Annotated in this window: 18 protein-coding genes and 1 riboswitch; of the genes, 9 read left to right on the forward strand and 9 right to left on the reverse strand. The window is 70.9% G+C overall.

Annotation, left to right across the window (positions count from 1 at the left end):
• Nucleotides 1-9: 9 nt before the first annotated feature.
• Together aroA and ABH940_RS05485 are read right to left on the reverse strand one after the other, a co-directional pair.
• Nucleotides 10-1329 (reverse strand): 3-phosphoshikimate 1-carboxyvinyltransferase, encoded by a 1320-nt coding sequence (aroA, locus tag ABH940_RS05480; RefSeq protein WP_370061025.1) that lies wholly within the window; start codon nucleotides 1327-1329, stop codon nucleotides 10-12.
• A 101-nt stretch (nucleotides 1330-1430) separates the two neighbouring features.
• Nucleotides 1431-2141, reverse strand: a complete 711-nt coding sequence (locus ABH940_RS05485) for a M50 family metallopeptidase (protein ID WP_370061023.1) — start codon at nucleotides 2139-2141, stop codon at nucleotides 1431-1433.
• Nucleotides 2142-2389: 248 nt separating this feature from the next.
• Here ABH940_RS05485 and ABH940_RS05490 point away from each other — a divergent pair, with 248 nt between their 5' ends.
• From ABH940_RS05490 to def, 7 genes are all read left to right on the forward strand, one after another.
• Nucleotides 2390-3154 (forward strand): SOS response-associated peptidase, encoded by a 765-nt coding sequence (locus ABH940_RS05490; protein ID WP_370104487.1) that lies wholly within the window; start codon nucleotides 2390-2392, stop codon nucleotides 3152-3154.
• Between the two features lie 131 nt (nucleotides 3155-3285).
• Nucleotides 3286-4059, forward strand: coding sequence for a sigma-70 family RNA polymerase sigma factor (locus ABH940_RS05495; protein WP_370061019.1), 774 nt, complete (start codon nucleotides 3286-3288; stop codon nucleotides 4057-4059).
• The gene (gene rsrA, locus ABH940_RS05500; protein WP_370061016.1) at nucleotides 4056-4358 is read left to right on the forward strand and encodes a mycothiol system anti-sigma-R factor; all 303 of its coding nucleotides are present in this window, start codon (nucleotides 4056-4058) and stop codon (nucleotides 4356-4358) included. The genes ABH940_RS05495 and rsrA overlap by 4 nt, the downstream gene beginning before the upstream one ends.
• Nucleotides 4359-4663: 305 nt before the next feature.
• Nucleotides 4664-6052: an HD-GYP domain-containing protein gene (locus ABH940_RS05505; RefSeq protein ID WP_370104540.1), complete on the forward strand. Its 1389-nt coding sequence runs from the start codon at nucleotides 4664-4666 to the stop codon at nucleotides 6050-6052.
• A 50-nt stretch (nucleotides 6053-6102) separates the two neighbouring features.
• Nucleotides 6103-7467, forward strand: a complete 1365-nt coding sequence (locus tag ABH940_RS05510) for an HD-GYP domain-containing protein (protein ID WP_370104489.1) — start codon at nucleotides 6103-6105, stop codon at nucleotides 7465-7467.
• Nucleotides 7468-7597: 130 nt separating this feature from the next.
• Nucleotides 7598-8560 carry a tetratricopeptide repeat protein gene (locus ABH940_RS05515; RefSeq protein ID WP_370104490.1) on the forward strand — a complete coding sequence of 321 codons (963 nt, stop codon included), beginning with the start codon at nucleotides 7598-7600 and terminating at the stop codon, nucleotides 8558-8560.
• 155 nt (nucleotides 8561-8715) lie between these two features.
• On the forward strand, nucleotides 8716-9321 hold the full coding sequence (def, locus tag ABH940_RS05520) for a peptide deformylase (RefSeq protein ID WP_370061010.1): 606 nt from the start codon (nucleotides 8716-8718) through the stop codon (nucleotides 9319-9321).
• A 67-nt stretch (nucleotides 9322-9388) separates the two neighbouring features.
• Here def and ABH940_RS05525 read toward each other — a convergent pair whose 3' ends face one another.
• The 3 genes from ABH940_RS05525 to ABH940_RS05535 form a co-directional block, all read right to left on the reverse strand.
• Complete coding sequence (locus ABH940_RS05525; protein WP_370061008.1) at nucleotides 9389-10423, reverse strand: ribonucleotide-diphosphate reductase subunit beta; 1035 nt, start codon at nucleotides 10421-10423, stop codon at nucleotides 9389-9391.
• Nucleotides 10423-12786, reverse strand: a complete 2364-nt coding sequence (locus tag ABH940_RS05530; RefSeq protein ID WP_370104492.1) for a ribonucleoside-diphosphate reductase subunit alpha — start codon at nucleotides 12784-12786, stop codon at nucleotides 10423-10425. The genes ABH940_RS05525 and ABH940_RS05530 overlap by 1 nt, the downstream gene beginning before the upstream one ends.
• 133 nt (nucleotides 12787-12919) lie before the next feature.
• Nucleotides 12920-13054, reverse strand: a riboswitch (cobalamin riboswitch).
• Nucleotides 13055-13197: 143 nt separating this feature from the next.
• Nucleotides 13198-13713 (reverse strand): GNAT family N-acetyltransferase, encoded by a 516-nt coding sequence (locus ABH940_RS05535; RefSeq protein WP_370104494.1) that lies wholly within the window; start codon nucleotides 13711-13713, stop codon nucleotides 13198-13200.
• 160 nt (nucleotides 13714-13873) lie between these two features.
• On the opposite strand from ABH940_RS05535, the gene ABH940_RS05540 reads away from it, so the two are divergent.
• Nucleotides 13874-14464 carry a hypothetical protein gene (locus ABH940_RS05540; protein ID WP_370061002.1) on the forward strand — a complete coding sequence of 197 codons (591 nt, stop codon included), beginning with the start codon at nucleotides 13874-13876 and terminating at the stop codon, nucleotides 14462-14464.
• A 44-nt stretch (nucleotides 14465-14508) separates the two neighbouring features.
• Here ABH940_RS05540 and ABH940_RS05545 read toward each other — a convergent pair whose 3' ends face one another.
• From ABH940_RS05545 to ABH940_RS05560, 4 genes are all read right to left on the reverse strand, one after another.
• Nucleotides 14509-15273, reverse strand: coding sequence for a histidine phosphatase family protein (locus ABH940_RS05545; protein WP_370104495.1), 765 nt, complete (start codon nucleotides 15271-15273; stop codon nucleotides 14509-14511).
• Nucleotides 15274-15368: 95 nt separating this feature from the next.
• Nucleotides 15369-16991 (reverse strand): monocarboxylate uptake permease MctP, encoded by a 1623-nt coding sequence (gene mctP / locus ABH940_RS05550; RefSeq protein WP_370104497.1) that lies wholly within the window; start codon nucleotides 16989-16991, stop codon nucleotides 15369-15371.
• Complete coding sequence (locus ABH940_RS05555; protein ID WP_370060995.1) at nucleotides 16988-17257, reverse strand: DUF3311 domain-containing protein; 270 nt, start codon at nucleotides 17255-17257, stop codon at nucleotides 16988-16990. The genes mctP and ABH940_RS05555 overlap by 4 nt, the downstream gene beginning before the upstream one ends.
• 150 nt (nucleotides 17258-17407) lie before the next feature.
• Nucleotides 17408-18181, reverse strand: a complete 774-nt coding sequence (locus ABH940_RS05560; protein ID WP_196192732.1) for a GntR family transcriptional regulator — start codon at nucleotides 18179-18181, stop codon at nucleotides 17408-17410.
• A 508-nt stretch (nucleotides 18182-18689) separates the two neighbouring features.
• On the opposite strand from ABH940_RS05560, the gene ABH940_RS05565 reads away from it, so the two are divergent.
• On the forward strand, nucleotides 18690-19979 hold the full coding sequence (locus ABH940_RS05565; protein WP_370104499.1) for an extracellular solute-binding protein: 1290 nt from the start codon (nucleotides 18690-18692) through the stop codon (nucleotides 19977-19979).
• Nucleotides 19980-20046 lie beyond the last annotated feature (67 nt).

Raw genomic sequence — 20046 nt, forward strand, 5'->3', positions numbered from 1 at the left:
GCGGGGCCCCTAGCCCTTCGCTCCGAGCAGGCCTGCCCAGAGATCGGGGAAGTCGGGCAGGGTCTTCGCGGTCGTCGCCACGTTCTCCACCTCCACGCCCGGCACGACCAGGCCGAGCACGGCAGCGGCCGTGGCCAACCGGTGGTCCTCGTAGGTGTGGAAGACACCGCCGCGCAGCGGGCGCGGCTTGATCCGCAGGCCGTCCTCGGTCTCGGTGACGTCGCCGCCGAGCGCGTTCAGCTCGCGGGCCAGGGCGGCCAGGCGGTCGGTCTCGTGCATCCGCAGGTGGGCGATGCCGCTCAGGGTCGACGGCGAGTCGGCCAGCGCGGCGACGGCCGCGACGACGGGGGTGAGCTCGCCGACCGCGTGCAGGTCGGCGTCGATGCCGTGGACGCGGCCGGTTCCGGTGAAGTGGAGGCCCTCCTCGGTCAGCTCGCAGGAGCCACCCATCCGGGTGAAGAGGTCACGGAGCTGGTCACCTGGCTGGCTGGTCCGCTCGGGCCAGTCACGGACGGTGACGGTACCGCCGGTGACCAGGGCGGCGGCCAGGAACGGCGCGGCGTTGGAGAGGTCGGGCTCGACCACCACGTCGCGGCCGAGCAGCGCGCCCGGAGTCACGCGCCAGACGTCCGGCTCACCGCCGTCCTCGGGGGCGTCGACCTGGGCGCCTGCGGCGCGCAGCATCTCGACCGTCATCCGGATGTGCGGCAGCGACGGCACCGGTTCGCCGACGTGGCGGACCTCGACGCCGTGCTGGAACCGGGGACCGGAGAGCAGCAGCGCGCTGACGAACTGCGAGGAGCTGGACGCGTCCACGGTGACCGTGCCGCCGACCAGGCCGCCGGTGCCGTGGACGGTCAGCGGCAGCGCGCCGCGTCCGCCGTCCTCGATCCGGGCGCCGAGGGCGCGCAGCGCGTCGATCACGCCGCCGAGCGGGCGCTCGTGGGAGCGCGGGTCGCCGTCGAAGGCGATGTCGCCGTCGGCGAGGGCGGCGACCGGAGGGAGGAAGCGCATCACCGTGCCGGCGTTGCCGACGTCGATCCGGGCCGGGCCGCCGAGCGGCGCGGGCAGCACCCGCCAGGCGTCGCCGCCGCCGCTGACGCCGCTGGTGGAGTTGAGCGTGTCCTCGACGCCGACCCCCAAGGCGCGCAGGCCGTCGGCCATCAGCAGGCTGTCGCGGCTGCGCAGCGGGCGGCGCACGTAGCCGGGTTGCGCGGCGAGGGCGGCAAGCACCAGCGCACGGTTGGTCGCGGACTTGGATCCGGGCACGGTGACCACCGCGTCGACGGGATCGGTCGCGGTCGGGGCAGGCCAGTGCAGCTCGGTCATGGTCACAAAGCTTACGGTCCGCGCCCGGTTCGGTTCAGAACGGCGGGCTGGGCCGACGGGTTCGGTCGATGGGCCGGGCTGATGGGCCGGCCCGGGTTGGTTCAGGGAATCAGCCAGCGGGCACCGACGAGCAGGGAGCCGAGGGAGACCGCGAGGAAGACGCCGACCCAGAACAGGCCGGGCAGGCGGGTGAGCCGGGCCAGCTGGTCCGCGTCCGAGTCACGGGCCTGGCCACGGGCGCGCTTGGTCTGCAGCTCCAGCACCGGCCGCACGCCCGCCAGCAGCAGGAACCAGACACAGAGATAGGCGAACGCGCCCTGCAGCTGCGCGCTGCCGAACCAGGAGACGGCGAAGCAGAGCCCGCCGGTCAGCAGCACCGTCAGCACGCCGTAGGCGTTGCGCACCTCGATCAGCACGCAGAGCAGCAGCGCCACGACCGCCCAGAGCAGGCCCGTGGTGTGTCCGGCCGCGAGCATCCACGCCCCGCCCAGGCCCAGCAGCGAGGGCGCGACATATCCGGCGGCAGCGGTCAGCACCATGCCGGGGCCGTGCGGCTTGCCGGAGGAGACGGTCAGGCCGCTGGTGTCGGAGTGCAGCCGGATGCCGTGCAGCCGACGCCGCATCAGCAGCGCGACCAGGGCGTGGCCGCCCTCGTGAGCGATGGTGACCACGTTGCGGCTCAGTTGCCACACCATCCGCCAGCCCACGGCGAGCAGGGCGACGGCGGCCGTGGCCCAGATCACGGCTCCGCTGGGCAGGGCCTGGGTGCCGGTCAGCTGGTCCCAGACCTGGCTGATGCTGTGGGGCTGCATGCGGACTGCACTCCGGGGGACACGGGGACGGGGACGGCGGGCCATGGACCGCGGCGCCGAACGACGCACCGAACAAGGCTCCGAGCGAGGCGTGCAGCCTCGCACAAGGGGACGCCGCGCGACCAGTTCCCGGTTCGGGCGGTGTACCGGGAACCGGGCGGCGGGTACCGGTTGCTGGGCAGCCGGTGGCGGTCCGGCGGTTGGGACCGGTCCCCGGCCGGGAGCGTCGACCTGGCAAGGTGGGACACATGTGCGGACGGTACGCGTCGAGTCGTAAGCCCGAGGACCTGGTCGAGCTCTTCGAGGTCGCCTCGTGGGACCCGAAGGAGACCCTCGCGGCGGACTACAACGTCGCGCCGACCAAGGACGTCTTCGCGGTCCTGGAGCGGCCGATACGCGAGCAGGGGCCGGACCCGGTCCGGCAGTTGCGGGTGCTGCGCTGGGGCCTGGTGCCGTCCTGGGCCAAGGAGCCGGGCGTCGGCGTGAAGATGTTCAACGCGCGCAGCGAGACCGTCCACGAGAAGCCCGCCTACCGCCGCGCCTTCAGCACCCGTCGCTGCCTGCTCCCCGCCGACGGCTACTTCGAGTGGCACACCCCCGAGAAGCGCCCCGGGGAGAAGGCACCGAAGAAGCAGCCGTACTACGTGACACCGAAGGACGGCGCGGAGGTCGCCTTCGCCGGGCTCTACGAGTTCTGGCGGGACCGGAACATCCCCGAGGACGACCCGGCGGCCTGGCTCACCACCTGCACGGTCATCACCGTCGCCGCGGAGGAGGAGCTGGCGCACGTCCATCCGCGGATGCCGCTGATCCTGCCGCGCGACCGCTGGGACGACTGGCTGGACCGGTCGCTCACCGAAGAGGACGAACTCGCCGCGCTGCTGGCACCACCGGCTCCGGGACTGATGGAGCTCCGTCCGATCGGCCCGGCGGTCGGCAACTTCCGCAACAACGCCCCCGAACTGCTGGAGCGGGTCGAACCCGAGCCGGAGGAGGCCGGAACGCTCTTCTGAGGAGGCACCTCCGAGGACGCTCCTCCGAGGGCGGGACCCGCTGACGACGTGAGGTCCGGTCGGGGAATGAACAGCCGGGCCCGCTGGTTGTCGCCACTGTCAGGATCGAACACGTCAGTGGAAGGCAGCTCATGGTCGCAGCCGCATGCCAGGCCCGCCCGGAGGACGCGGCGGAGTCGTTCCTTGGCTGGGCCGCATGGCCCGTCGCGGGCGATTCCTCTCCGAGCCCGATAGTCTCCTTGGCGAGCAAGCCATTCAGCGCCGAGGAGGTGGGTCCGGTCGCCGCGAAGGACACCGAGGAGACCGAGACGGAGCGCGTGCAGCGCTTCGAACGGGACGCCTTGGCATACCTGGACCAGCTGTACTCCGCTGCGTTGCGGATGACCCGCAACCCCGCGGACGCGGAGGACCTGCTGCAGGAGACGTTCGCGAAGGCGTTCGCCTCGTTCCACCAGTTCCGTGAGGGCACCAACCTCAAGGCCTGGCTGTACCGCATCCTGACCAACACGTTCATCAACTCCTACCGGAAGAAGCAGCGCGAGCCGCAGCGCACCGGTGCGGACGAGATCGAGGACTGGCAGCTGGCACGGGCCGAGTCGCACATGTCGACCGGCCTGCGCTCGGCGGAGACGCAGGCGCTGGACCACCTCCCGGACAGCGACGTGAAGGAAGCCCTGCAGGCGATCCCGGAGGAGTTCCGGATCGCGGTGTATCTCGCGGACGTCGAGGGCTTCGCGTACAAGGAGATTGCCGACATCATGGGGACACCCATCGGAACGGTGATGTCCCGCCTCCACCGCGGACGCCGCCAACTGCGGTCGCTGCTGGAGGACTACGCCCGTGACCGCGGGTTGGTCCCGGCCGGGAGCGGTGCGGGGGATGACCGGAAAGGCGCGGACTCATGAGCTGCGGCAACCACCACGACACTTCGTGCGACGACGTACTCGACCACCTCTACGAGTACCTCGACAACGAGATGGGCGAGGGCGACTGCGCCCGACTGCGCGAGCACTTGGACGAGTGCTCGCCCTGCCTCGACAAGTACGGTCTGGAGCAGGCGATCAAGGCCCTGGTGAAGCGGTCCTGCGGTTGTGACACCGCGCCGGCGGATCTCCGCGGCAAGGTGCTGGCGCGGATCGAGCGGATCCGTGCGGGGCTGCCGGTGGAGGGCGAGTTGCTCGCCCGCCCGACCGCGCAGGAGTAATCGCACTGTTCAGGGGCGTGGGGTTCCGCTCGGCGGAGCCCCACGCCCCGTGCGATTGCAACTCCCTGCGGAAGCGAAAAACTGGCCCCTCCCCGGTGTGAAGAAAACGTGCCGCATCGCGTGCTTCAAACCGGAGGCCCAGGGGTATCCAGTCACCCGATCGTGGAGTTTTTCGTGGAACGTCTGCCCCTGTGCGGGCGCTGTGCGATGAACTGAGGCCCGGACCTGGCGAAGGCGGAGCGGAGTCGGAGTCGGTGGCGGATGCGGAGATCGCGGGCTCGACTGCGGGCGGGGGCGGGGAACCTCTGGGGCTCGTGGGGCGCTGCTACGCGGTCGCGGTGATCACGGCGGCGCTGGTCTGCCCGCTGGAGCTCGGGGTGGGCGGCGGCCCGTGGAGCCAGGTGCTCGTGCTGGCCGCGCTGTACGTCGCGTGCGAGTGGCTGGTGCGGCGTCAGGCGCTCAGCGCCGCAGGCGGGGTGGAGACGCAGACGCGATGGACCGCGTTCTTCCCGGTGCTGCTCGCGGCAGCGACCCTGCTGCGGCCCGGGGCGGCGGCGCTTGTGCCGGTGCTGGGCGCGGTGCTCGCGCCCGCCGAGCCGCCGCGTGCGCTGCGGCGTGCCTGGAACGCGGCGCAGTTGGCGCTGGCCGCCTGCGCGGCGGCCGAGGTGTTCGATGCGACCGGTGGCAGCAGTGAGCTGACCCGGCGTCAGTTCCCTGAGGTGCTGGGGCCGACGCTGCTCGCCGCGCTGGCGTTCTGCGTGGTGACGGCGCTGCTGGTCGGCGGGATCAGGGTCGCCGCGGAGCGGGCGGACCCCTACACGGTGTGGCGCGGAGCGCTGCTCCGATCGCTGCTGCCCTGCCTGGGGTACGGGCTGATCGGGCTGATGATGGCCGTCCTCTGGAGCTCCTACGGCGGCCTGGCTGCCGTGCTCGTGCTGCTGCCGCTGACGGTGTCCTCGTGGGTCTACGCCCAGTTCCAGCAGGAGGAGGCCGCGCACCAGGCGACGGTCAGCGCGTTGGTGCAGGCGGTGGAGATCAAGGACGAGTACACCCGGGGCCACAGCGAGCGCGTCAGCCGCGCGTCGGTGCTGATGGCGCGGGAGCTGCGGATGGCGGAGGAGCGTGTCGCCTCGCTGCGGGTGGCCGGGATCCTGCACGACATCGGCAAGTTGGGCGTGCCGACGCGGGTGCTGCGCAAGAACGGTCCGCTGACCGACGACGAGCACGAGGCGGTGCAGCTGCACCCGACCTTCGGGCACGAGATGGTGCGCGGCATCGGCTTCCTGGGCGAGGCGCGCGAGGGCATCCTGCACCACCACGAGCGGATGGACGGGCGCGGCTACCCGACCGGCCTGGCGGGGGAGGAGATCCCGGAGTTCGCCCGCGTGATCGCGGTGGCGGACGCCTTCGACTCGATGACGTCCACCCGGTCGTACCGGCGCGGTCGGCCGGTCACCGAGGCGGTGGTGGAGCTGGAGCGGTGCGCCGGGAGCCAGTTCGACCCGGTGATGGTGGAGGCGCTGGTGCGTGCGGTGCGTCGCCACGGCTGGCAGCCGGCGGCTCCGACGGCGGCCGACGAGGACGCCCCGGACGTGCCGCTCGGCATCCGCGAGCCGAGGCGTCCGGCCGGGGCCGGTGCCTCGGGCGCGGGTGCCGCCGGGGTGAAGAACGCGGCCACCAGGGTGGCGCGTTGAGTCGTCGTGATCGGGCCCTGGCACGGGGGGGCCTGGCGCAGGAGTGGGAGGTGCGCAGACCGGCTGTGCCGATGCAGCAGGCCGTGTCGACGCGCGGCAGGAGCGGTCGGCGCAGCGGGGGCGCCGGTGCGCCGGCCACCGTCGATGCGGCGCGGGTCGGCCGACTGCCGCGTCGGGTCGTGGCCGTCTACGCCGCCGCGGTGCTGCTCGTCCTCGCGTCGGGCGTCTGGCTCGCGGTCTACGGCTTCGTCGAGGCGTGGATCGCCCTGGGCTTCGGGACGTTGGTGGCGGTCGGCGAGCTGTTGCGGACGACGCTGCCGGGCGACCGGGTGCAGGCACCGCTCGGCGCGGCGGCTGCGCTGGCGTACGCGCTGCTCGGCGCGCTGGCGGGGGAGCGGACGCATCACGGGGTGGCGCAGGTCGTGGTGGTGACCACGGGTGCGGCGATGGTCGGCATGGTGCCGAGGGTGGCGCGGGGGCGGCAGCCGTGCTGGGACTCGGTGGCCCGGCGGGTGCTCTCGGTCGGGGTGGCCGCGCTGCTGTTCCAGCCCTTCTACAACCGGGGGATGCTGCTGCGGTACGGCTTGGAGCACGGTCCGGCCAACGGCGCCTATCTCGCGTTGTGCGCCGGGGTCGCGGCGCTGACCGACATGGGGTTGGCGGCGCTGTTGGCCGGGTCGCACTCCGGCGCGCGATTCGCGCACGCCTTGCGCGACGAGTGCTGCGCGCTGCTGCGGATCGGCTCGGCGATAGTCGCGACCGGTGTCGTGATCGCCATCGCGGCAGGAGAGATCGGGCTCTGGGCGCTGCCGCTCTTCTCCGTGCCGCTGCTGCTGACCCAGGCGGGTTTCCGCCGCTATGCCGCGATCCGGGCCACCCAGCGGCAGACCATCGCGAGCCTGGCCCGCGCCACCGAGGTCGCCGGATACACCCTGCCGGGCCACGCGCAGCGCGTCACCCTGTTGGCCTGCCGGGTCGGACGTGAACTCGCGCTGACCGAAGGCGAACTGCTGCTGCTCGAGTACGCGGCGCTGATGCACGACATCGGCCAACTCTCGTTGGTGGACCCGATTCCCGGCGGCGCGACGGCCCTGCTCTCGCGGGCGGAGCAGCGGCGGATCGGGCAGTTGGGCAGCGAGGTGATCCGCAGGACCGGCGTTCCGCCCGAAGTCGCCGAGATCGTGGCCCGGCTGGCCGAGCCCTACCGTCGTCCGGACGGCACCCGGGACGGTGATGTCCCGCTTGCCGCGCGCATTGTCCGCGTTGCCAACGCCTTCGACGACCTGGCGTGCGACGACCCGGGACCGGCCCGGCGCGAGGAGGTGCTCGTGCAGTTGCGGGAGGAGACCGCGCAGGAGTACGAACCCCGTGTGGTCGAGGCATTGGCCCGTGTTTGCCAAAGGATGCCTGGGTAGGCAGCGAGCGAGGGTGCGCTCATGGTTGGATGCTGATGCAGGGCCTTGCGGGTCCATGTGTCGACCTATGGATGAAGCAACGCCACATGTGCACGCGACAGTGCAGGGGACCGACAAGCGGCAGGCTGAGGTGAAGATCTTCAATCGAGCACGGCAGAGGCCGTCCGCCACCTGGCGGCAGACCACCGACCGCGCCTTCACGCTCATCGGTGACGGTCGGCTCGACGACGCGGGAGCACTCCTGGTCCGGGCGACGGACCTGGAGCCGTGGTTGTCCGACTCCTGGTTCAACCTGGCATTGCTGCACAAGTTCCGCCGGGACTGGGACCAGGCCCGCGCGGCCGGTCTGCGCGCCGTGGCGCTGCTGGACCGTGGCACCGGTACCGGCGCGCCGGACTGGTGGAACCTGGGCATCGCAGCGACCGCCCTCCAGGACTGGGCGCTGGCCCGCCGCGCGTGGCAGGCGTACGGCCTGCGCGTCCCGCCCGGCGACGGTCCGGTCCGGATCGACTACGGCATGACGCCGGTCAGACTGTCGCCGGAGGGCGAGTCCGAGGTCGTCTGGGGCAGACGCCTGGACCCGGCACGCGTCGAGGTGCTGAGCATCCCGCTGCCGTCCTCCGGCCGCAGATGGGGCGAGGTCGTGCTGCACGACGGCTCGCCGCACGGCGAGCGGGTCGCGGACGGGGTTCCCTACCCGGTCTTCGACGAGATCGAACTGTGGGCGCCCTCACCCGTGCCGACGCATGTGGTGCTGCTGCAGGCGAGCACCGAGAGTGACCGTGACGCGCTGGAGCGGATCGTCTCCGAGGCCGGCTACGCGGCGGAGGACTGGACCTCCTCGGTGCGGCTGCTCTGCCGGGCCTGCAGTGAGAGCCGGATGGCCTCGGACGACGGCCACAGCGACGCCCACGACCCCCACGACGACGGCCCGCTGGGACGGCTGAGCCACCACGCGCAGGGGGAACTGTGGGTCCCCGAACGCGAATGCGGCGTCGCCGCTCCGGCCGGGCTGGTCGAGCAGCTGCTCGACCGGTGGGTGGCGCAGTCGCCTGCGCGGCGGGCGTACCGGGACCTGGAAGAGGTCTGCTGAGGGGCTTTGTCCGAAACCACCCTGGGCGGATGGTCCGGCACGTTCGGCCTGCCAGGTGCGTGGGTGGTTGCTCGCGCAGTGCCTCGCGCAGTTCCTCGCGCCCCTGAGGTGGTTACCCTTTGAGCGAGTAGCTGAGCAGAGTTGAAGGCGAGAGCATGTCGGAACAGCAGTTGGAAGCCGCCGAGCCGCAGCAGGTCGTCGGTGAGGAGCCGGACACCTCGCGCGGGACCGTGCGGGCGATCACGGTGGTCGGGAACCCGGTCCTGCATCACCCGTGTGCCACGGTGACGGAGTTCGGGCCGGAGCTGCAGGCGCTGATCGACGACATGTTCGTGAGCATGTACGCCGCCGAGGGTGTCGGCCTCGCCGCCAACCAGATCGGCGTGGCACAGCGGGTCTTCGTCTACGACTGCCCGGACGACGACAACGTGCGTCACATCGGCGTCCTGGTGAACCCGGTGCTGGACGACCTGGACCCGGCGCAGCGGAACCTCGACGACGGCAACGAGGGCTGCCTCTCCGTGCCCGGCGCGTACGCCGAGCTGCCGCGGCCGGACTTCGCCGTCGTGCGCGGCCAGGACAAGGACGGCAAGGACGTCGTCGTGGAGGGCACCGGCTTCTTCGCGCGCTGCCTGCAGCACGAGACGGATCACCTGAACGGGTACCTCTACATCGACCGGCTCTCCAAGCGGGACCGCAAGGACGCGCTGCGGCAGATGGCGGAGCTGACGCCGCGGTACGAGGTCGTTCCGAACGAGTGACAGCATGACGGAACGGAGGGCGTTCACCCGCGTGGGTGAACGCCCTCCGTTGTGACCAGCCGGGTGACTAGAAGTCGTCGTCGAAGGAGACCGAGCCCTCGACGGCCATCTGGTACGCGGAGACCCGGCGCTCGAAGAAGTTGGTCAGCTCCTGGACGTTCTGCAGCTCCATGAACGCGAACGGGTTCTCCGAGCCGTAGCGGACCGGCAGGCCCAGGCGGGCCAGGCGCTGGTCGGCGACGCACTGCAGGTACTCCCGCATGGAGTCCGTGTTCATGCCGGGCAGGCCCTCACCGCACAGGTCGCCGGCGAACTGGAGCTCGGCCTCGACGGCCTCCTCCAGCATCGCGGTCACCCGCTCGCCCATCTCCTCGTCCCACAGGTCGGGCTCCTCGGCCCGGACCGTGTCGACGACCTGGAAGGCGAAGTCCATGTGCATGGACTCGTCGCGGAAGACCCAGTTGGTGCCGGTCGCCAGACCGTGCAGCAGGCCGCGGCTGCGGAACCAGTAGACGTACGCGAAGGCGCCGTAGAAGAACAGGCCCTCGATGCACGCCGCGAAGCAGATCAGGTTGAGCAGGAACCGGCGGCGGTCCTCCTTGGACTCCAACCGGTCGATCTTCTCGACGCTGTCCATCCAGCGGAAGCAGAACTGCGCCTTCTCGCGGATGGACGGGATGTTCTCCACCGCCGCGAAGGCCGCCGTGCGGTCCTCCGGGTCGGGCAGGTACGTGTCCAGCAGGGTCAGGTAGAACTGGACGTGCACGGCCTCCTCGAAGAGCTGGCGCGAGAGGTAGAGCCGCGCCTCCGGGGAGTTGATGTGCTTGTACAGCGTCAGCACCAGGTTGTTGGACACGATCGAGTCGCCCGTCGCGAAGAACGCGACCAGCCGGCCGATCATGTGACGCTCACCGGCACTGAGCTTGGCCAGGTCGGCGACGTCGGAGTGGAGGTCGACCTCCTCCACGGTCCAGGTGTTCTTGATCGCGTTCCGGTAGTGCTCGTAGAAGTCCGGGTAGCGCATCGGGCGGAGCGTCAGCTCGAAGCCCGGGTCGAGGATGTTCTTCTTCTGGGTGGTGCTCGTGTCGGCGGTGCTGGTCATTACTGGCAGGCCTCGCAGGACTCAGGGTTCTCCAGGGAGCAGGCGACGGCTTCCGTCTCCTGCACCGCCTGGGCGGTGGCCGCGCGGGCGATCCGGGTCGCCGGGCGGGAGCGCAGGTAGTACGTGGTCTTCAGGCCGACCTTCCAGGCGTACGCGTACATCGAGCTGAGCTTGCCGATGGTGGGCGCGGCCATGAAGAGGTTGAGGGACTGGCTCTGGTCCAGGTACGGCATGCGGGCGGCGGCCAGGTCGATCAGCGCGCGCTGCGGGAGCTCCCAGGCGGTGCGGTAGAGGCGCTTGTAGTCCTCCGGCAGGTCGGTGATCTCCTGGGCGGAGCCGTTGCCCTCGCGCAGTTCCTCGCGGGTGATCGCATTCCAGAGGCCGAGGTTCTTCAGGTCGGCCACCAGGTACGGGTTGACCTGGAGGAACTCGCCGGAGAGGGTCTCCCGCTTGAAGAGGTTGGAGACCTGCGGCTCGATGCACTCGTAGACGCCGGCGATGGAGGCGATGGTCGCGGTCGGCGCGATGGCCAGCAGCAGGGCGTTGCGCAGGCCGGTCTCGGCGATGCGGGCGCGCAGTGCGTCCCAGCGCTCCGGCCAGGCAGGGGCCACGTCGAAGTGGTCGATGTGCAGCTTGCCGCGGGCGGCGCGGGTCTCCTCGTAGGCGGCGTGCCGGCCGAAGCGCTCGGCCAGCTCGCAGCTGGTCTCGTAGGCGGCCAGCATGATCCGCTCGGAGAGCTTCGTCGAGAGCGCCTTGGCCTCGGCGGAGTCGAAGTCCAGGCGGAGCTTGAAGAAGACGTCCTGCAGGCCCATCATGCCCAGACCCACCGGGCGCCAGCGGGAGTTGGACGTGCCCGCCTCGGGGGTCGGGTAGAAGTTGATGTCGATGACCCGGTCCAGGAAGGTCACCGCGGTGCGCACGGTGGCGTCCAGGCGCTCCCAGTCGATCTCGCCGTTCGGCAGCACGTGCGCCCCGAGGTTGACCGAACCCAGGTTGCAGACGGCCGTCTCGGAGTCGTCCGTGATCTCCAGGATCTCGGTGCAGAGGTTCGAGGAGTGGACCGTGCGGCCGGGCAGCGCGGTCTGGTTGGCGGCGCGGTTGGAGGCGTCCTTGAAGGTCATCCAGCCGTTGCCGGTCTGGGCCAGGGTGCGCATCATCCGCGCGTACAGGGTCCGGGCCGGGATGCTGCGGACGGCCTTGCCGTCCTGCTCGGCCTTGACGTAGGCGGCGTCGAACTCGGCGCCCCACAGGTCGACCAGCTCGGGGACGTCGCCGGGGGAGAAGAGCGACCAGTCGCCGTCGGTCTCGACGCGGCGCATGAACTCGTCCGGGATCCAGTGCGCCAGGTTGAGGTTGTGCGTGCGGCGCGCCTCCTCACCGGTGTTGTCGCGGAGCTCCAGGAACTCCTCGATGTCGGCGTGCCAGGTCTCCAGGTAGACGCAGGCCGCGCCCTTGCGGCGACCGCCCTGGTTGACCGCGGCGACGGAGGAGTCGAGGGTGCGCAGGAACGGGACGATGCCGTTGGACTGGCCGTTGGTGCCGCGGATCAGCGAGCCGCGCGAGCGGATCCGGGAGTAGGACAGACCGATGCCGCCCGCGTGCTTGGAGAGCCGGGCGATCTGCGCGTAGCGGCTGTAGATCGAGTCCAGCTCGTCCAGCGGCGAGTCCAGCAGGTAGCAGGAGGACATCTGCGGGTGCCGGGTGCCGGAGTTGAACAGCGTCGGCGAGCTGGGCAGGTACTCCAGGCGGCTCATCAGCCCGTACAGCTCGGCGACCTCGGCCACCGACTTCTCGTTGCCCCCGACCTCCAGCCCGCACGCCACCCGCAGCATGAACTGCTGCGGCGTCTCGATCACCTGACGGGTGATCGGGTGGCGCAGCAGGTAGCGGGAGTAGAGCGTGCGCAGGCCGAAGTACTCGAAGCGGTCGTCGGCCTGCTGGTCGACGACGGCGTCCAGTGCGTCGGCGTGCGCGGCGACGAAGGCGGCGGTGGCGTCGCCGATCAGACCCTCGCGGTGGCCGACGGCCACGGACTCGGCGAAGCAGGACGAGCCCTGACCAGCCGCCTCCTCGCGGACCTCCTCGGCCAGCAGCCGGGCCGCCAGACGCGAGTACTGCGGGTCCTCGGCGATCAGCGCGGCGGCGGCCCCGATGGCCAGCCCGCGCAGCTCCGCGTAGTCGGCCTGGGCGCTGCGGCCACGCAGCGCGGCGGCGGCGACGCGGCCCGGGTCGACCTGGGTCAGGTCTGCGGACCGCTCGGTGAGCGTGACCAGCAGCGCGGTGCCGGGAGCGTCGGCGGCGCCACCACGGGCGTCGGGCTCACGGGTGGGCTGGGGCAGGGTGGGGACGGCGATGTCCGTCATGTACGCGCACGCTCCTCGTTGGCGGCCGGTGGCTGAGGCACGGGTCGCGTGAGAAGGCAGGCGGGAGCAGAGCAGCGCGAAGCAGCCCGTCGGCCCACCCACGAGGCCCGGTTGCAGCGCCCGCGGCCGGGCAGGCCGAGGACGCGCTGACGGCAGGTCATCGGACTCGCGGACAGGCCGGATCGGCAGCCGCTCACCGTTGCGGGGCAGTCCCGGAATCGCACCGGGTTCCCCTGCTTCGACAGCGAGCATGAGCATACATCTAGGGGCAGGTGCGTCACGCACCACCAGATGTTGTGTCGCGGCGTGATTCGTTCGAGTAACCGTTCGATCACTCGGCTGCCCCGCTGGAGCACTGCTGCGGCGCACTCCGGGCACCGGCTGAGGCGTCGCGGCTCCTGCCTGCGGGCATCACGCAGGCGAGCCGGACAGCTCCAGTGCGTAGGTGAAGAGGACCATGCCGGGGATCGGCGACCAGTCGCGTTCGGGGGTCCGGGCGAAGCCGAGACGCCCGTATATCCGGTGCGCGAAAGCCATCTGCTGTTGTGATGACATGACGATCCGGGGCAGTCCGAGCTCCCGGGCGCGGTCGATCACGGCACGGACCATCAGCTCGCCGATGCCGCGTCCGCGGGCGGCCGGGTCCGGGGAGACGGCCAGCATCCGGAACTCGCCCTCCTGACCCTGCGCCAGGTCCGCGTAGGGGGAGCCGGGCGGGGCGAAGGTCACCGAGCCGAGGACCGCGCCCGTCTCCTCGTCCACCGCGACGAGCAACTCCGCCTTCTCGGCCCGGTCGCCCGGATCGCGCAGCAGCTTGGCGTAGTCGCCGTCCCGCTCGGTGTGACCGTCGTGGATGAAGGCCTCGGCAACGAGGTGACCTGCGGCGTCGTACTCGTCGGGCAGGGCGGGGCGGACGATGATGCTCATCCTTGAAGTCTGCCTGACCTCTCCCCGGTTGCTCCGTGCGGGGGTGCGCCGAGCGGCGCGGCAGAGGGTGACGTGCCATGTTCGTTGAGTGATGTACCAAGCGAAGCGTGATGCGAAAGGGCGCAGCAGCCGCGCCCTGATACTCGGTTGTCTCCCCGTCATGACCGCGGCCGCGTTGCTGGCGGGGACGACGACGCAGGCGAACGCGGCGACGGCGGGCAAGGAGACCATAGCCGCCAAGACCGCCCCGATCTGCGCAGGGGCGGCGCAGCCCAACCCGATCGCGGTCACGCTGACCGGGGTCCACCGCGGTTACGTGCGCGGCGCGGGTTGGTCGACGCTGCGGCTGACGCTGCACAACCGCACCCGGGCGGCCTGCGGGCAGCTCAAGCCGGTGCTCGTCTACGGCGCGCGGTCCCGCACGCTGCGCGTCGACGCGCTGCGGCTGGAGACCTGGCTCGCCGGACGGTGGCGGGCGGTCGGGGTCGACGCCGCGCTCGGCGAGCTCGCGGGCGAGGTGGGCCCGCGCAACGGACTGAGCCTCCGGCCCGGTGCCACGGCGGCGCTGACGCTGCGGATGCGGCTGACCCGCAGCGCGCCGACGGGGGACTGGCTCTCCCTGGCGGTCGCCTACGCGCCGCTCCAGACCAAGCCCGCCAAGGGCGCGCCGTCCGGCACGACGACGCAGGCCTGGCCGGTCGGGGTCACCGACCCGCTCTACTTCCGGGTGACCAGCAGGCACTCCCGGTGACCCCGACTGCCTCGCGGGTCAGTCAGAACACCTGACCCGCACGCCTAACCCTCCAGGTGGGGGCGCTCGTTCCAGCAGTCCAGGGCGAGGGCGCCCTTGGCGTCGCGGATCCAGCGGGTGACCGAGGTGTTGCGGACCGCGCCGCCCTCGGTCAGCTCCTGGAGCTCGCCCTCCTGGAGGTCGTCGATGACGTGGCGGAGCAGGATGACCACCGCGTCGTGGGCGACGACCAGGACCCGGCGGTTGCTCTCCCCCTCGTAGAGGTCGCGGAGCGCGCTGCGCAGGCGCTGGGCCACGTCGGTGAGGGACTCGCCGCCGGGCGGGCGCCAGCGCAGTTCGCCGAGCAGGCGGCGGCGGGCGGCCTCCTGCGGGTGGCGCAGCTCGATCGCGGCCGAGGTCAGCATCTCCAGCACGCCCAGCTCGCGGTCGCGGAGCCGCTCGTCGGTGCAGATCTCCGGGAGCGGCAGCCCGGCCCGGTCCAGCTCCTCGACGACCAGCTCGGCGGTCTCCTGGGTGCGCAGGTACGGGGAGACCCACAGGCTCTGCGGGACGCCGTCCTCCGAGCGGGTGGCCAGCCAGCGGCCGAGGGCGCGGGCCTCCGCGCGGCCCAGCGTGGTGAGCGAGAGGTCCGCGTCCCGGCACGTGATGCCGACGTCCAGGGCGCCGACCGCCTCCGCGGCCTGGAAGGCGGCGTTGGCGGTGCTCTGGCCGTGCCGGACGGCGGTGAGCGTCAGCGGCCCCGGCAGCCCCGGGAAGAGCCGGCGCGGAGCCGTCCGCTGCGCCTTCGGATAGTGCTCGGTCAGTGCCACGTCGGGCCCCCTGGGGATCGACTGGCCCGCCGCGGGAATGCAGAACGGGCCGCGCCCCCAGTGTGCGGGAGTGCGCGGCCCGTTCTAAGGGCGCATCAGGTGGTGACGGGGGCGATCACCGGTTCGGAGTGCTCCGTGTCGTCCACGTCGGCGACGTAGTCGGCCGGGACCGTCTCGTCGACGCCCTCGGGCGACTTGACCAGCCGCAGCCCGACGGTCAGCACGACCGCGACGGCCAGGTTGAGCACCAGCGCGATCAGGCCGATGTAGCCCATCTGCCCGATGCCCGGGATGTTCACGGTGTTGCCGCCGAAGTGCGAGCCGGGCTTGCCGGCGGCGGGGATGCCCCAGGTCTCGTAGGTGCTGTAGGCCATGCCGATGGCCCAGCCGGCCAGCAGCCCCCAGCGGTGGAACCACCGGGTGAACAGCCCGCCGACAATGGCCGGGAACGTCTGGAGGATCCAGATCCCGCCCAACAGCTGGTAGTTGACCGAGAACGACTGGTCCAGGGTGAGGACGAAGGCCAGTGCGCCGAACTTCACCACCAGCGAGACCAGCTTGGCGACCTTGGCCTCCTGGGCCGGGGTCGCGCTCGGCTTGAGGAACTCCTTGTAGATGTTCCTGGTGAACAGGTTGGCGGCGGCGATCGACATGATCGCGGCCGGGACCAGCGCCCCGATCCCGATCGCGGCGAAGGCGACCCCCGCGAACCAGCTCGGGAACATCTGCTGGAACAGCTGCGGGATGGCCAGGTTCTTGTCGTAGCCGGTCACGCCCTTGCCGACGCCCGCCGAGATGGCCATGAAGCCCAGCATCAGCAGCAGGCCCAGCATCAGCGAGTAGGCGGGCAGGATGGCCAGGTTGCGGCGCACCGTGAGCCGGTTCTTGGCGGCCAGCACGCCCGTCGCCGAGTGCGGGTACATGAACAGCGCCATCGCCGAGCCGAGCGCGAGGGTGGCGTAGGTCCACTGCGCGGACGGCCCGGAGACCAGGCTGCCCCGCGGCTTGCCGGTGGTCGGGTTCTTGGCGGAGAGCGCGGTGGCGGCGTCGTGGAAGATGTGGCCGTAACCGCCCAGCCGGATCGGGATGTAGATGATCGCGACCAGCACCACGATGTAGATCAGAGTGTCCTTGACGAACGCGATCAGCGCGGGCGCCCGCAGACCGGAGCTGTAGGTGTACGCGGCCAGCACGGCGAACGCGATCAGCAGCGGCAGGTCCTTGCTCCAGCCGCTGCTGCCGCCGACGTGCATGGTCGTCAGGACCGCCTGGATGCCCACCAGTTGCAGCGCGATGTAGGGCATGGTCGCGACGATCCCGGTCACCGCGACAGCGAGCGCGACGCTCCTGCTGCCGTAGCGTCCGCGCGCGAAGTCGGCCAGGGTGACGTAGCCCTTGCTGCGCGCCACCGACCAGAGCCGGGGCAGGAAGAGGAAGACCAGCGGCCAGGCGACGATCGTGTACGGCACGGCGTAGAAGCCGGCCGCGCCGACGCCGTAGACCAGCGCGGGAACGGCGATGAAGGTGTACGCGGTGTACAGGTCGCCACCGAGCAGGAACCAGCTGACCACGGTTCCGAAGCCGCGCCCACCCAGGCCCCACTCGTCCAGGTGGTTCGCGTCCTGTGCGCGGCGCCAGCGGGCGGCCACGAAGCCGACGGCGGTGACGAGCACGAAGAACAGCAGAAAGACCGTCAACGAGGTCCAGTTGGTCTTCACTTGGCGGCACCTGCCTTCGCCTCGGCCTTGCGGCGCTTCTCCTCACGGGTGAACAGGACATAGGCGACGCCGGTCAGCAGCGCGGAGAGGATCACCCAGAGGAGTTGGTACCAGTAGAAGAAGGGGATCCCGATGAAGGCGGGAGTCAGCCGTGAATAGGAGCTGACCCAGAGCAGCGCGACGAAGGGCGCGACGAGCAGGACGGCGCAGGTCACCCTGACGGGTGTGACGAGCGGCAGGGTTGTTGCGGTGTCGGATTCGGGCATGGACGGTGGCTCCCCCTGGCAACTTTGACGATCTGTTGACCAAGGGAATCTAGACCCTCGCCGCGCTCACGTCACCAGTGCGGGAGGGTGCAACACCCAGAGTCCCGCGTCCCTGGGGTTGCAACTGCCTCTCGAGCAGAGAGTGGCCGTTCAGGCCTCGGGGCGGCGGAGGCGGGCGGTGAACTTGTAGCGGTCGCCGCGGTAGACGGAGCGGACCCATTCGACCGGTTCGCCGTCCGCGTCGAAGGAGTGGCGGGAGAGCAGCAGCATCGGCAGGCCGACGTCCGTGCCGAGGACGCCCGCCTCGCGCGGGGTGGCCAGGGAGGTCTCGATGGTCTCCTCGGCCTCGGCCACGTGGACGCCGTAGACCTCGCCGAGCGCGGTGTAGAGCGAGTTGTACTTGACCAGGTTCCGCCGCAGCGCGGGGAACCGCTTGGCACTGAGGTGCGCGGTCTCGATGGCCATCGGGTCGCCATTGGCCAGGCGTAGACGCTCCACCCGGAGCACCCGGCCGCCGGGGCGGATGTCCAGCAGCTCGGCCAGCCGGTCGTCGGCGGTGACGTAGCCGACCTCCAGCAACCGGGAGGTGGGCTCCAGGCCCTGGGCGCGCATGTCCTCGGTGTAGGAGGTGAGCTGCAGCGCCTGGGAGACCTTGGGCTTGGCGACGAAGGTGCCCTTGCCCTGGATCCGCTCCAGCCGCCCCTCGACCACCAGCTCCTGCAGCGCCTGGCGGACGGTGGTCCGCGAGGTCTCGAACTCCAGCGCGAGCGTCCGCTCCGGCGGGACCGGCGTGCCGGGCGCCTGCGTCTGGGTGATCTGCAGCAGGTGGCGCTTGAGGCGGTAGTACTTCGGGACGCGAGCGGTGGACGCCCCCGCCTGGGCCTCCTCCGCCGAGGCCGTCCCCTGGCCTCCATCGGTCGTCATCACCGCTCCTGCTTCCTGTCCCCTGTTGGTGTGTCTGATGGTCCGTGTGGCGCTGTGGTCGCCGCGCGTGCGGCACTCATGGTGACACGTCCGCCCCGGCGAGGGCATGCGCGGCACCTGGCGTGCGAGCCCGTTCCCTCGGGGGAGTGGGGTCTCCCGCGCGGATTGGTCCAGGCCAGGTGTACCAGCATGGTCTAGACCTCAAACGCCGTTCTTGGCAAGACCCTCGATTCGGGCGGGCCCGACCGGTCCAGGTCAGTGGGTGTACCAATCGATCACGCCGCGGGGCATGGCTGGTGTCGGCTTGGTAACGGCTCCCGTTCTTCTCGTGGCAACCCGTTGACAGTCATCTTTGGTCTAGGCCAAGCTCCAGGCACTGGTCTAAACCACACAGCGACCAATCAACAACCCCCGACCCATCGCTGGGAAGCGGCGCCCTCGACCTGCTCCGTGCAGGGAGTCGTACCGGAACGGATGGGGGACAATCCGGGCATCCCAGGAGGATGGCGTGAACCGTCGACTTATCGCCGCAATAGGGACCGCGGCCGTGCTGGCCACGGTGGCCGCATGTAGCTCCAGCTCCAACTCCTCTGGGAGCGGCGGCTCGAGCAGCGCCGCGAGTGGAAAGACTCTCACCGTCTGGCTGATGACGGGTGACAACCCGCCCGACTGGGTCAGCAGCGTCACCGCGGACTTCAAGGCCGCCAACCCCGGCGCCAAGCTCAACATCGTCGTCCAGCAGTGGGACGGCATCACCCAGAAGGTCACCACCGCCCTCTCGGAGAGCACCCCGCCGGACGTCATCGACATCGGCAACACCCAGACCCCGTTCTACGCGGCCAGTGGTGGCCTGATGGACCTGACCTCGGTCAAGTCCTCCATCGGCGGTGACAACTGGACCCAGTCGTTCACCAACTCCACGCTGTACCAGGGCAAGCAGTACGCCGCCCCGTGGTACGCCGGTGGGCGCGCGGTCATGTACAACAAGGCGCTGTGGGCCAAGGCCGGGATCACCTCCACCCCGACCACGATGACCGACTTCATCGCCGACCTGACCAAGTTGAAGTCCACCGCGGGCGTCTCCTCCGCGATGTGGCTGCCCGGCCAGGACTGGTACGCCTTCGACGGCTTCCTTCAGGACGCCGGCGCCACCATCGCCACCCAGAGCGGCTCCTCCTGGACCGGCGGCCTGAACAGCCCGCAGGCACTGCAGGCGGCCAACCAGTTCAAGCAGCTCCAGTCCTTCGGCAGCGCTCCCAAGGACCAGGACGAGGCGCACCCGGCCCAGGCCGACGTCTTCGCCAAGGGCAACGTGGGCGCGATGATCGCCATGGGCTACGAGGCGGCGACCGTCACCAAGGACAGCCCGGCACTGGCCTCCCAGATCGGCTGGTTCCCGATCCCGGGCGCCAGCGCGTCCCAGCCGGCCAAGACCTTCATGGGCGGCTCCAACCTGGCCATCTCGCAGAACAGCCAAAACAAGACGCTGGCCGAGAGCTTCCTCAAGGTCGCCCTCAGCGACAAGAACGAGTCCATGTTCGCCAAGGACTCCGGCTTCCTGCCGAACAACCAGGCCGACTACGCCGCCCTGGCGGGCAACGCCTACGCCGAGGCCTACGAGAAGGCCGCGCCGTACGCCGGTTACACCCCGCTCGTCCCGACCTGGGCGAACGTGGAGAACACGCCGAACCCGATCACCACGCTCTTCCTGACCCCGATCCTCGAGGGCAAGGACCCGGCCGCCGCCGCCTCCGCTGCGGACGCGCAGATCGCCTCGCGTCTGAACCAGCAGCAGTAGCACCTCCTGGAGCTGTCCGCCCTGCCTCGGCCGGGCGGACAGCTCCGCCCGCTGAACCAGTAGAGCC

This window comes from Streptacidiphilus sp. BW17 (assembly GCF_041262485.1).
GTDB lineage: Bacteria > Actinomycetota > Actinomycetes > Streptomycetales > Streptomycetaceae > Streptacidiphilus.